Source organism: Coprobacillus cateniformis (genome assembly GCF_009767585.1).
Taxonomy (GTDB): Bacteria; Bacillota_I; Bacilli_A; order Erysipelotrichales; family Coprobacillaceae; genus Coprobacillus; species Coprobacillus cateniformis.
Genome location: NZ_WSNW01000001.1, coordinates 2348936 through 2363133, shown reverse-complemented (window position 1 = coordinate 2363133; position 14198 = coordinate 2348936). Strand labels below are relative to the sequence as shown.

At 31.3% G+C, this 14198-nt stretch carries 9 protein-coding genes and 1 tRNA gene; 1 reads left to right on the top strand and 9 read right to left on the bottom strand.

The window, feature by feature from the left end; all coding sequences use genetic code 11:
* Positions 1-193 precede the first annotated feature (193 nt).
* Both GQF29_RS11560 and GQF29_RS11555 read right to left on the bottom strand, forming a co-directional pair.
* The gene (locus GQF29_RS11560; RefSeq protein ID WP_008787491.1) at positions 194-421 is read right to left on the bottom strand and encodes a hypothetical protein; all 228 of its coding nucleotides are present in this window, start codon (positions 419-421) and stop codon (positions 194-196) included.
* 321 nt (positions 422-742) lie between these two features.
* Positions 743-818 (bottom strand) — tRNA-Gln (locus tag GQF29_RS11555).
* Positions 819-872: 54 nt separating this feature from the next.
* Here GQF29_RS11555 and gltX point away from each other — a divergent pair.
* A complete protein-coding gene (gene gltX, locus GQF29_RS11550; RefSeq protein WP_008787490.1) occupies positions 873-2279 on the top strand; it encodes a glutamate--tRNA ligase in 1407 nt (468 codons plus the stop codon).
* A 33-nt stretch (positions 2280-2312) separates the two neighbouring features.
* Here gltX and GQF29_RS11545 read toward each other — a convergent pair whose 3' ends face one another.
* The 7 genes from GQF29_RS11545 to GQF29_RS11520 form a co-directional block, all read right to left on the bottom strand.
* Complete coding sequence (locus GQF29_RS11545) at positions 2313-4160, bottom strand: BglG family transcription antiterminator (RefSeq protein ID WP_054690126.1); 1848 nt, start codon at positions 4158-4160, stop codon at positions 2313-2315.
* A gap of 91 nt (positions 4161-4251) precedes the next feature.
* Positions 4252-4677, bottom strand: a complete 426-nt coding sequence (locus GQF29_RS18680) for a phosphoheptose isomerase family protein (RefSeq protein WP_236916427.1) — start codon at positions 4675-4677, stop codon at positions 4252-4254.
* Complete coding sequence (locus GQF29_RS18675; protein WP_236916426.1) at positions 4634-5284, bottom strand: SIS domain-containing protein; 651 nt, start codon at positions 5282-5284, stop codon at positions 4634-4636. Before GQF29_RS18675 ends, GQF29_RS18680 begins: the two co-directional genes overlap by 44 nt.
* Before the next feature lies 1 nt (position 5285).
* Positions 5286-6563 (bottom strand): 6-phospho-beta-glucosidase, encoded by a 1278-nt coding sequence (locus GQF29_RS11535; RefSeq protein WP_236916425.1) that lies wholly within the window; start codon positions 6561-6563, stop codon positions 5286-5288.
* Positions 6564-6613: 50 nt separating this feature from the next.
* Positions 6614-7795 carry a PTS sugar transporter subunit IIC gene (locus GQF29_RS11530; RefSeq protein ID WP_236916424.1) on the bottom strand — a complete coding sequence of 394 codons (1182 nt, stop codon included), beginning with the start codon at positions 7793-7795 and terminating at the stop codon, positions 6614-6616.
* A gap of 139 nt (positions 7796-7934) precedes the next feature.
* Positions 7935-8489 carry a beta-class carbonic anhydrase gene (locus GQF29_RS11525; protein ID WP_054325614.1) on the bottom strand — a complete coding sequence of 185 codons (555 nt, stop codon included), beginning with the start codon at positions 8487-8489 and terminating at the stop codon, positions 7935-7937.
* A gap of 104 nt (positions 8490-8593) precedes the next feature.
* Positions 8594-14104, bottom strand: a complete 5511-nt coding sequence (locus tag GQF29_RS11520; RefSeq protein WP_054690132.1) for a discoidin domain-containing protein — start codon at positions 14102-14104, stop codon at positions 8594-8596.
* Between the last annotated feature and the right edge of the window lie 94 nt (positions 14105-14198).

The following is a 14198-nucleotide window of genomic DNA, read 5'->3' as shown; positions in this document are numbered from 1 at the left end:
TTTACTGTGCTGTTAAAATCATACACTTGTGATTGACTACTTTTATTTTATTTATTCTATTTTGATTATGATTTCTTAACATAGCCATCACGTCCTTCCTCAATTGAAATAAGTATATCATATTTTCTTCTTCATGTAAATATTGGTTTATTTTCATACAATGCTTAAACATAAAAAAATCCTAAGATGAGACTCAGAAAATAATCTTCTGCCAGTTTATTTCTTCATCAATACAATTTTCTTCTACTGATGCAAAACAACATTCAGGGGATGATATAATGTATTTACCAACAAATACTTTAGCTCCAAGATATTTTGTCTTTGCTCCATTATGAATTTCTAAAAATAGAGTCTTAGTAGAAATCAATTCTACAACAAAAGTCACATGAGTTCTTTTTAATCTTGCCCATGACTCAAACAAACCAAAGCGTTCATTACCATATTCTATAAAGAAACCATCATAGAGACCCTAACAGATAATTGGTACAGCAAAACTTTTTTATTCATCGAATCATCGATAACTGCTAAAATTTCTGATTTTTATAGCCTAGTGAATCCACTTTTATCAGGAAATTTAATCTATAAGATATATTCATGATTTATTATCGATTTGTAAATAACATTATCTATGATTATTATTCTATAATAAGACTATTGAAAAAAACTCTATAAATGGTAATATATAGAAAGGACAAATAGAGATAAAAACTAAAAAAGTCGCTTTCACGACTTTGCTTTCTATTGGCTGGGGTACTTGGATTCGAACCAAGGAAATGTCAGATTCAGAGTCTGATGCCTTACCGCTTGGCTATACCCCAATAACCACATACTCTATTATAGAACCTTTTTTTAAAGTTGTAAAGGAGAAGAATATGAAAATGAGAACACGTTTTGCCCCTAGCCCTACAGGCTATATGCATATTGGAAATCTAAGAACTGCTTTGTACTGTTATTTAATTGCAAAACATGATCATGGTGATTTTATTTTGAGAATTGAGGATACTGATCAACAAAGGGAAGTTGAAGGTGCTATTGATTTGATTTATCAAGTTATGGAAGAAACTGGTCTTCATTATGATGAAGGACCTGATATTGATGGCGGTGTTGGTCCATATATCCAATCACAAAGATTAGATATCTATCATGAGTATGCTCAAAAACTCATTGATTTAGGTGGTGCACACTATTGTTTCTGTGAAGGTGAATTAGAAGGAGAAGATCCATGTTTACATTTATCACAGCAAGAGATTCAAGATAAGTTAGATGCAGGAATCTCTCATGTGATTAGACAAACAATTCCAACAACAGGAACTACTTCATTTGATGATGAAGTTTATGGTCACATTGAAGTAGAAAACAAGACTTTAAATGAAGGAATACTTATAAAAAGTGATGGTTATCCAACATATAACTTTGCCAATGTTATTGATGATCATTTGATGAATATCAGTCATGTTGTAAGAGGAAATGAATATTTATCTAGTACTCCAAAATATAATTTAATTTATAAAACTTTTGATTGGGAAATTCCTACATATATTCATCTACCACCAGTCAATAAAGATGAAACACATAAATTAAGCAAACGTAATGGTGATGCTTCTTATCAGGACTTAAAAGAAAAAGGATATCTTAAAGAAGCCATTATTAACTATATTGCTTTACTTGGATGGTCACCAGCAGATGAAGAAATTCTTTCTTTAGATGATCTCATTGCCCAATTTAATATTGAACACATTTCTAAGTCACCTGCTATTTTTGACATAGATAAACTCAATTGGATGAATGGAATGTACTTAAGAGAAATGCCTCTTAATCAATTCCATGAATTGTTATTGCCTTATTATCACTCAATAACAAGAAAAGTTGATTTATTAGAATTGTCTAAAGTATTACAACCAAGATTAGAAAAACTATCTGATGTTGAAGAAAGTATTGATTTTATCAATCAGGCACATCCGTTTGATGCCTCTATCTATACACATAAAAAAATGAAAACAAATCCTGAAAATTCTTTAGAAGCTTTAGAACTTGTTAAAGAAAGAATTGCTGATTTTGATGATTTTAATAACGATGAAGCTATGACAGAATTCTTTGTGAATCTCGCAAAAGAAAAAGAATTAAAAAATGGACGCATTATGTGGCCCGTTCGTGTCGCATTAACAAACAAATCATTTACACCTGGTGGTGCTGTAGAAATTGCTCATATTCTTGGTAAAGAGGAAACATCAAGAAGAATAGATCAAGCAATAATAGATTTACAAAATGTTATACAATAAACCATAAAACTCTTATCATTTTGGATAAGAGTTTTATGGTTCGGTATTTTTCTCCTGAAGTATATAGTTTATTATTTCTTGTTGATTTGATGATTGAATAAGCATATCAATATTTCTTTGATCTGACAAAAATCTTTGTATACACTCTATCATCTCTTCACTATGCATATGAATGTATAAAACAATAATTACTTTTATAAATTTGTTTTTCCATAAAATAGGTTTATTTAACACATAAATAACAATATGACTGTTATCATTATCTCTAACATAATGAATTAAAATCTGATGAGAGAGTTCAATTTCTTGAATCTCTTTTTCTTGATGATATATATACCCATAGACTTCTTCTTTAGACTCAACATTAATATAATATATATCTTCGCTCTTTATAAAATCTTTTAATGAATATGGAATATGAAAATGAAGATATTCTTTCAATATTTCTAAATCTTTTTCTGTACTAATTGGATTGACTTTAATAATTGGAATATGTGATTGTGTTATGATTGGAACAGTCGTTATGAGACAATCATAATCTAACAAATTATAATTATCAAGTTCACTTGCTGAAATTGTATTTTCAATAACCAAAAGGTCCCGATATGTCTTTAAGATAGAAAAACTCAATAATTCACTAATTGCAATACTATAATCATTAACCAATAAAACTCTTTTCTTAGATAAATTACGTTTTCTTCTTTCTAAAGCATACTGAAAATGAATAGCAATATAACCTATCTCATCTTCAATATTCACATAATTATTATGTAAAGCAATCGCTTTCCATGCTTCTAAACTCATCATATATGCCAATAAATATTTTTCTTTAATAAAATCAATTAATGGATTTCTTAAATATGTATTGAATTTCAAACGATTTTCCATGGGATGTATATGAATACCAACTGCTTTTCTTAAATACATATCCAGATGCAAATCAACATGAAAAACATGATTCACACGTTCTAACATATTTTGAACAATATCATCTATTTCTTTCTTCAACTGATTATTAATACAGCTTTCAATAGCACTTGTTGAATTACTCTTCTTACCAATAATATGAATAGCTAAATAAGCTGTTTCTTTTCTATTAAAATCAATTCCAAAATATTTTTTAATAAGCTGAGTGACATCTTTGGCAACCAAATACTCATATTCATTTTCTATATTTTCAATTTCATTCTGCATAAAATCAATAAAGCAATGATTTTCTATACGATCTAACTGGACTTGAATATGAATCACAAAATTTTGAAAAACACGTTCTGGCATGGTCATTCCATCATTAAAAATAAGTTCTTTTAAAGCATTCATAAACTTTTGATTTTTACCAATTTTTGTTACTAATATATCTGGTTTATGATAAATATATTCAGCCATGCATTGTCTATATCTAAATTCATTACCAATAATTTTTAATCCTCTACCAGTTTTTTGAATAATTTCTAAGCCATATACTTCTAAACATTCTCGCATAATTTTCACACTTCGACTGATAGATGTTCTTTCTATATATAATAATTCAGATAAATCATCAATCTTAATAAAATCTTGATTCTTTAACATTAAGCCTAAAATATAATACGCTCTTTCTAAGGGATTAGAAGGAACAAAGTCACTCCATTCATGACGAAAAGTTTCTTGAAATTGATTCAATAACTCATCATTATAAATCCTTAATTGATATCCTTTTGAGGGTATAGATTGTATTTCTGCAAAATCTTTAATCATTTGATTTAAGATTTTAATATCATTTTGGATTGTTTTTTTACTTACATTTAAAAGTAAAGATAACTTCTGACTTGTCAAACATTCTAAACCATCAAGAAATAATAAGAAAATACGTTGTTGCCTTTTTGTCATTGAATTGGACATATGTTTCACCCCTTTCTTTCATCTTTTTTATATTATAAAGTGAGATAAATTATGGATGCAAGTGAAAAGAAATCAGTTTTAATAAACTGATTTAAGCAATACGTGTTCCTGCTGTTGTTACAAAATCTCCATAAATAGGATCAGATGAATTCATACCATTGATTTCTGGTAAATATGTACATATAACTTGGAATATGACAACAATATTTAACCAAGATGAAGTCATAGGATATTCACCAATATGAATTGTTTGCTGATTGGCTTCTTGGAGTGTAGAAATGATAAGATGATTTTCTGTTTTTGATTTCGCAAAATGAATCAGATTTTTCATTAAGACTTCTCCAGCACCTTTTGTTTCTACCATAATCAAATATGAATGATTTACAATTGTACGATGTGGACCATGCATAAATTCTTCCATATCAAAATTCATTACAGGAATTTGCATAGTCTCTAATATTTTCAGTGTCCCTTCACGTGCAGTTGGATAATTGATTCCAAATCCAACAATACTCATTGCTTTTGCTCTCCCATTCATTATGTTCTTCACACCATTTTTTTGCATGTTGTATATTTTGAGGGAGTTCATTTATGCTTTGATGATATTCTTTGATTATGGACTGTGATGATAATTGGAAAAGTTTCATAATCATAAGATGAAGAGTCAAGACTGTGGCAGTAAATCCTTTTGTTTTTGGACCAACAGGTTCTTTACCACATGGCATATTGATATGTGTATCAGCTTGAATGGCAATTGGACTCTTATTATCTGCTGTAATGGCAATTGTAGGAATATAGTTATTTTTAGCGATTTGTAAGCATTCTAATGTTCCGATACTTTTACCTGTTTGGGATAAAACAATGAGTAATTTATGCTTATGGGGAAGATGTAACAATGGTGAATAATATCTTAATTGAAATGGTGTTTCTACTTGAATCAAACAACCTATTTCCTTTTCTAACATTGTTTTCACTAGCATTGCTGCATTGAGGGATGACCCTGAGGCTGTAATGATAATTTCTTTTTTATTAATGAATGCATCAGGAAGAGAAGATAGAATCTTTTCTTCTTGATTGAGGATATTTGTTAATACATCCTTTTGTTCATCAATATATGTCCACATCTTATTTTCCATTTTTATAAAATTGTGGAAGATAATCTCGATGTGCTTCCAGCATCTCCTCTAATAATGGTTTAGCAATATCATAATCTCTGACTAATGGATGAGCCACTAATGCTTGTAATGCAATATCTTTATTACCCGTAATCGCTGCTTCTACTGCTAATGATTCATATGTTTTCACTGCACTGATTAATCCAACAACAGCCTTAGGATAATCAGGAATGGTTAATGGCTGCATACCATTTTTACTGACATAACATGCTGTCTCAATAACTGCATCATCATCTAAGAAACGGACTGTCCCATTATTCGCAACATTGATAACCATCCATTTCCCAGTATCATTATAAATGGCATCCATGACACCAATAGCGACTTTGGAATATCCTCCTCCACCTCGTTTGGCTAATGTCTTTGGTTTATCATTATTAGACTCATCAGCATATTCTCTAAAGATTTGTTTTTCTAATTCTAGAATAGCTTCTCCCCTTGTTTTATCCTGTTCTTTTAACTGCTGTACTCTTTCTTTGGTATGGAAATAATATTGTGTATACTGACTTGGTATTAGATGCAATGTTTCCATCCATTCCTGAGATACAGTTGTACATTTCTTGATCACCTGACTAAATTCTTCATCTGTGATTGGTCTTCCATCAATTGTCATATGATATGTGAAATTCATATGATTTAAACCTAAATAATCATAATAAATTTTTTCTTCTGGCACATCCAATGCCTCAGATGCCCACCATCTTGGTCTTATTCCACCAGCACATAATCCAGCAATTTTAACATTGCAGATCTTATTTAATGCTTCAGTCACTAAACCTGTTGGATTTGAGTAATTAATAATCCATGCATCTGGACAATACTTTTCTACATCCTTAGCAATTTCAATCATGACTGGAATGACTCTCAATGCATTAAACATACCGCCTACTCCTGTTGTTTCTTGACCAATCAAACCATACTTTAAAGGAATCTTCTCATCATTAATACGTGCTTTATTTCCACCCACACGAATTTGTGTTGAAATAAAATCTGCTCCTGTAAAGGCTTCTTCTCTTGATGTTGTACTCCAAACCTTCACATCATAATTGAGATGTTGAATATAACGTTTAACAAAACCTTCCATAATGCCTAGTCTTTCTTCATTAATATCTAACAAAACTATCTCTTTTACTGGTAATGTTTTTCGATGTTGAGACAATCCCTCAATTAATTCAGGAGTATAAGAACTCCCAGCTCCAACAATCGCAATTTTTAAATTTTTATTCATCATTCATACCTCCACTTAATTCACCTGATAAACGTTGTCTTTCCATCGCTTTAAAGAATAGGTAATAAATAGCACCAGCAATGATTAACGAGAGTATATGCAGGAATATTTCCACCAGTGACGAAATAATGAGAAAAAATAGGTGGAATTGTCCAAGGAATATTAGCAACTGGTCTCCCAATAATATTCAGCATCATTAATAAATAAGTTCCTGCAGATAACGTTAATGTTGTAAGTGTATAAGGAATCATCATATATGGATTCATAACAAGAGGAACCCCAAAGACAACAGGCTCATTAATTTCAAATAAACTGGCTGGTAAACATAATTTTCCAAGAGTACTAAATCCTTTTTCTTTAGAACGAATCATCATCATGACAAGTGGTAATGTGGCTCCTCCTCCACCCAGGAAAACAAACATAGTAAATCCACTAGCTGTAATATATGGAGGCAATGTTCCAGCAGCATAAGCCGCAGCATTTGCTCCAAACATTGTTAAGAAGAATGGATCTGCAACAGCAAGAACTGCCCCACCATGGATTCCCACACTCCATAACATAGAACGAATAAACATAAAAACTAAGAATCCAGGTAATGTATTCAATGCGAAGACAAATAGTGAAAAACAATTCATTAGGATTTGGTTAACATCTAGACCTAATATAACTCTCACAATCCACACCAATGTCAAAACAGCTAAAGCTGGAATTAAAGACATAAATGATTTTGATACTAATGGAGGAACTGTATCAGGGAAATGAATAACCAGATTTCTCTTTTGGAAAAAATGCATAATTGTTCCTGTTAGCAAAGCCACAATAATGGCTGTAAATAAACCTTTTGTTCCAAATAGTTCTGTATTGATGCCAAACTCTTCATTCACAGTAATTAAAAGAAAAGCAGCAACAGAAATAATGGCAGTAATTAAAGCATCAATTTTTATATCTGTATATCCTTCTGCAAAATAGTATGCAACACTTGCTGCTCCTACTAAACCAACAATCCCAATCGTTACACTATTAACAGTTGTAATCATAGCAGCATAAGGTTCAAAAAATGATTTAATAAAATCTATTGGAATATTGGGAACAAGCAAAAACAGACTTCCAATAATTGTTAATGGTACAGTGACCATCATCCCATTTTTGACAGCATTCAAATGATGCTGATTCGCCATTTTATTTAATGGTGGTGCTAGTTTTTCTTCAACAAAATTTAATATTTTATTCATATTCTTTCCTCCTTCTCTTTCTTTGATGAGATCTCTTTTCTTGTACATTCATATCATACTATGTATTCGCTTTCATATGAATAGTCGAAACTTCTTCTACCTAGTGGAAATTATTGCACTAAAAAAATGGTTATAGAAACTAACCATTTTCAATATTTATACTTTTTAATTCACCTGTCACAGAATCCATAACATATCCATAAATATTCACATCACATGGAATTAATGGATGTTCCTGTAATAATTGTACACTTTGCCAAACAGATTCACTCACATTGAGAAAGCCTGATAACCATTGTTCAAAGTCAATCCCACAATATTTCATAGTCTCGATAATCTCCGAAGATACACCTCTTTCTTGCATTTTTACTAACATCTGCTGACTATCCATATGTTGAACTCCACAATCCGTATGTCCAATCACTAAAATATCTTCTACACCTAATTCATAAATAGCAATCAATAAACTTCTCACTGCACTTCCAAAAGGATGTGAAATAACACCACCTGCATTCTTTATAATTTTTGCATCGCCATTTTTAATACCAAGAGCAGCAGGTAACAGTTCAAGTAAACGTGTATCCATACATGTCACAATAGCTAATTTTTTATCTGGATATTTCGTTGTTTCATAAGGCTCGTATAGTTTGTTTTTCACAAACATTTGGTTATATTTTAAAATATCATTTATCATCTTTTTCTCCTTTGCCATGTATTATAACATTATCAAAAACAAAAAAATATAAGAAAAGAAGATTTTATCATTATCCATTGATAATAATAAGTCTTCTTTTCATGTTAAATATCATTCTCTTTTTTCTTTTTTAATAGGACATATCCTAACCCTAACATTCCTAACATTATAGCTACATAAATTCCCGTAGATGTTGTATCTCCTGTTTCTGGTTTCTTTTCTTCTCCATATGATACAATTCCATATGTTGAGAAATGTTCAGCTGTAAAGATAATTCTATTTCCTTCTACTCTTGATGGTATCTTTGTGATGTTACCTTGTTCATCTATATAGATGATTCCAAGTTGCTTATCTTTCAAGCTTTCATCAATTGTCAATGATACCTCAACTTCTTTTTGAAATCTATAGACTTCCTCATTTAACAGGAATTTCATGTCATAGAGTCTTTCTATTTGAGCAGTTTGTAAGAATTCTGAGTTTTGCTTCTCAATCTTTTTCATCAATTCTTCAATTTGCTTGTCATCTAACACTTCAGCTATCAATTGAATATCTCTTGGTAACTGTCCTTTTACTGTGACATCCTTATTGTTGTTATGGACTGTGATAACTTTATCTTCATCTGGTACATTGATTACTGGATCATCTTTCTTCTCTAATCCCTTGATTGCTGCCTGTAATGATTTTACAGCCTTATCAACTTCACTCTGTGAAACATTGACATTTTTATTGATGTCATTAGCCTTCTTTAATGCGGCTTCAAGTTCTTTGACTGTTTCTTTTGTATACTGATTCTTATCTATCGCTTCGGCTTTCTTGATTTCCTTGATCAATGCATCTTTATTGGCTTTCTTCACCAATCCATCAATAGCCTTCTGTAAACCTGAAACTGCTGTTGTCACTTGTTTTTGTGTTGCATTTTCATCAGCATAAACATTCTTTGCATCTTTTAACGCTTCATTCAAGACTTTGACTGTCTTTTCTGTATAGACATCAGTAGATATATCATTAGCTTTCTTAATAATATTTTCAAGTGCTTTCTTATCTGCCTTTAATGTTAATCCATCAATTGCATCTTTCAATTGTTGTTTAGCATCTATAATCTGTGAAGATGTTGCATCTTTATTCTTATAGACTTCAACCACATGATCTAATGCATCACGATATGCTGCCACACTCTTTGGTGTATAGTTAGAAACATCGATATTTTTATTTTCATCATAATATTCTTTGAGTTCTGACTTAAGTGTGAGACCATAAACCTCAAATTCCCAAAGTGAGTATCCATACTGACCAACTGGCACAATACCTAGCATTCTCACATAGCGCCCAACTGCTGAATTCTCATATGTGAATTCCTTGATACCAGCTTTTCCATCAGTGACATGACTGATATCTGTCCATGTTTGACCATCATCAGAAACCTGAATCTTATATTCTTTTCCACAGGCACCTTCCCAATTGAGCACAACTTTAGAAATATTATAGACATCCTCTAAATCAACTTGAATATATTGTGAATCAACATTGACACCTGGGTTATCTTTTCTTGTTGTTGAAACCCATCTTGATTGGAAATTATCTCCTCTATTTTCAGTACTTCCATCAAATGCATATTTTGATTCTAATACAAATCCTGTGACTGGATTCTTACGTTCACTACTGGCTGTTGATGGCTTATTTAAAGCAATATTAACATCTTCAAGTTTTACTAAATCACCATATACCTCAAACTCCCATAGTGAATAACCATACTCTCCTGCTGGAGCAATCCCTTGCATTCTGACATATCTTGCATAAATATCTTCTTCATAAAGATATTCTCTCACGTTATGTTTTGAACCTTTAGGAGCACTATTATCTCTCACCTTGGTAATAGTGGTCCATGTTTCACCATCTAATGAAACTTGTAAATCATAGTCTTTTCCACAAGCTTCTTCCCAATCTAAGACAATCTTTGAAATATTATATGTGTCTGTAAGATCAACATAAATCCATTCATCATTTGTCTTTCTATTAGATGCCCATCTTGATTGTTTAGAACCAACTTTATCATAATTTCCATCAAATGCTAATGATGAATAATAAACCTTATTACCATCTTTAGTATCCAAATATTCTGAACTTGCCTTTGAAGTTTTATTCAATGCAATATTAATTTCTTCTTCAACATCTGGCTCTTGTATATCTTTTACTTCACCTAAAACATCTAATTCCCAAATATTAATACCATATTTAGTTCTAGAAAAATAGGAATGAATTTTAATATATCTTGCTTCTAAAGTCTCATCAAACATAACATTATCAATAAAATGTTTATCACTTGCTGCGACAGTATTTGATTTCAATCTTTCTTTAACAGTTGTCCAATTTTCATTATCATTAGAAACTTCAATACTATAATTCTCTGAACATCCACTTTCCCAATCAATTTTCACACCATCAATATATGAAATTTGTCCTAAGTCAACACTCATCCATTCTTCTTGAGTCTCATACCCAGGGTCTTTTCTTCCTGATGACCATTTCGATTGTGTATTACCATCTACTGCTTTTGCAACCACCGTGTCAGATTTATAATCCGAACTACTATCCGCTGTTTTATTCAAAGCAATATTTCGACTCAAATTTTGACCATAAATACTTAGTTCAAAAATACTAATTCCATATTTCGATGCAGAAGCATATGAATGAATACGTACATATCTGCCTTCTACAGACTTATCTAAAACAATTTGATTGTTTAATGATGAATCAGGTTTTAAATTTTGTTGAACAGTTGTCCATGTTTCATTATCATTAGAAACTTCAATTGTAAAATCATTAGAACATGCACTTTCCCATAATACTTCTATCGCATCAATACGCGCTTTTCTACCCAAATCTACACTAATCCATTCCTCTTGCTTATCAAATCCAGATTCCTTTCTCAGTGAAGACCATCTCGTATTGGTATTTCCATCGACTGCATTTTCCTTTACATTTCCTGGATCATTGGTAGAAGTAGAACTTACCTCAACAGTTTTATTAAGTGAAAGTAATTGAGAATCGTGAAATTTCACTTCCTTAACTTGATAATGACTTCCATGACTATTCTTCATAGCAACCTTTATATATTTATAAAGACCACCAATAGTTATATTTTCTGTATTTCCCTGACCATCTGTTATAGATTTAATTTTTTTATAATTTATACCATCACTTGAACCATAAACATCATACTGAGTTGCATAATTATCACCCCATACAACATCAATACTATTGATATATTTACCTGATCCAGCGAATATAGAAATCCATTCATCACTACTTCCTTGACTTTCCCAATATGTTGATTCATTACCATCTATAACATTTTTAACTGGATGTCCAGTTGTTGAACTGCTCGCTAAATAACGATCATCCTGACCTTCAGTTAATGTGATTGGTTGTCCTGCATATGGTAAACCTTTTGAAACAAACTTCGTTGTTGTTTCTTGACCTTCATAAAAAAAATCAACATTAACTACTTTACTATCTTCAGTATCATTAACTGCAACTGTTATTTTTCTTGTTCCATTAGATTCGTCAATAATAATGTTACAAGCTTTATCTACACTGACTGTATAACCATCTTTATACTCTAAAGATCCAGCCTTATAGAAATTAATTTGTGTAATATTAAGATCTTTATGACGAACTGCTTGAATATCCTTCGTATTTGCCAAAATATCAATAGGGATATTCTTTGAATAAGTATCAACTTCTCCAGTTGTTTTATTAGGTAAAACAATATATTCATAACTTTCATCAACTGGTTTTACACCATGGTCTACCCATGCTGTAAATGTTTCTGGAGTTGCTTCCTTTTCTGCTTCCTTCCATAAAGATGGATTATCTTTTTGAAGTCTATTGCTTACTTTAAATGCTGTTTCTTTAGGGAAAATATATCCAATCTTATCATTATGAATCCATTTTCCTGTATAACTTCCTGCTTTTGTACCAGTTGGAACTGTTTGTCCATCCACTGTGACTTGATTAGCTTTACTTTGGTTCAATGTTGTATGAATCGCTGTTGATTCTTTAGAATTAATTCCAGCTCCCAATGCTACAAACTCATCATCAAAGAAGAAATAACTTTTTGTTGCCTGAGTTTCTTTTTTATTCATCACATAAGATATACTTCCGTATTGACCATTAGAAGCACCAATCATATGTGTTGATCCATTTGTTAATCTTCCTGAATTGGTATAATCAGGTGGTATTCTATTTGGAGTTGTAGTTCCTGGTGTATGTGCCCAATCAAAAGTTGGATAAACTGATGTATATTCATCACCATCTACTGTTACTGTTGATGATGCTGAAGAACTCCAGTAAATGAGATTTCCACCATCAGGTTGTCCTGACCAGCTACCACGCCATTCTCCACCAATGACACTCTTAGAATCCATTTTAATATTGACTCCATAGCCATCTTTCATATGTGCTCCATATCCAGAACGCCACATATAATAATTACCATTTTTACCATTAGATTCAGTTGGATTTTGAATGTTATTCAAAACCTTCTGATATTCATTTGCTCTACTTGGATCAGCAGTAATCATTCTTTTTAAAGGTTCAATATATTCTTCAGCATAATTTTGATAACCAACATCAAACTTATATGGACGATATCCTAAATACAATTCAATAATATCACCTCTAATTGTCCAGCTTGTTCCATTAAGCATATAATTGCCCATTCTTGTAACAACTTCCTGTCCAATTGAGAATTGTGTTTCACGCAATATATAAATCCAAAAACTCATATCTCTAAACATTGACATTCCATATCCATTAGAATAAAACTGTTTTCCATGCATATAGAAACTATTGTCAATCTGTACTGCTTCAGCAGTCTTATCATCTAATTGTGTAGATAAACAATAATTTAAGTAATCATCAACCATTTCTTTTAAACGTGTTTCATTCTTTGTCAATAAAGCATGATAAACATGATTTTGATCAAACCATAAATTATTTTGACCTGTTCCGTATTTAACAGGTGTTTTTTCAACTAACTTTGTTAAAATAATATTAAACGCTTCATCACTCATAATATCTTCCATAAACAAACCAATTCTTGAGAAACGGAGTTGAACACCAACTTCATTTTCCCACCAGTTTGAAGAATATGGTCCATCAGGTTTACCATTTCTCTTTCCATGTGTTACCCAATTTTTGATAGCTTTATCAAGACCATTTTTAGCAGCATCACTATGATATAAAGAATTTCCTTCTTTATGATAAGCAATCGCAATTGCCTGTAATCTATCTAATGCAAGATAAGGCGACCATGCTGCTCCATTGGCTGCATTGTTATGCGCATCATAATCAACATCTGCAAAACTGCCATCTTCTTGAATAAGCTTTAAATAATCTTCTGCTTTACTTACATAGCATGTTTCTACTTTTGAGCCATCATCAATTGTATCAAGTTCTAAAAAATAATCTTTAAGTCTTGTCTTGATTGTTGCGATGGCTTCCTGACCAGTTAAAACAGTTTGACTAGCCGCTTGGACAGTATTCCCTTGTCCAAAAATAAGACTTAAAAATAATGTCATCGCTAAAATGATTTTACTTAATTTTTTTGTCATTTCCCTTCCCTCCAATTATAAAGCGCTTACTTTATAATCCTATTTTTATTTACTTTTACTTGAATTTCAATTCACAATTACTTGAATTGCATTA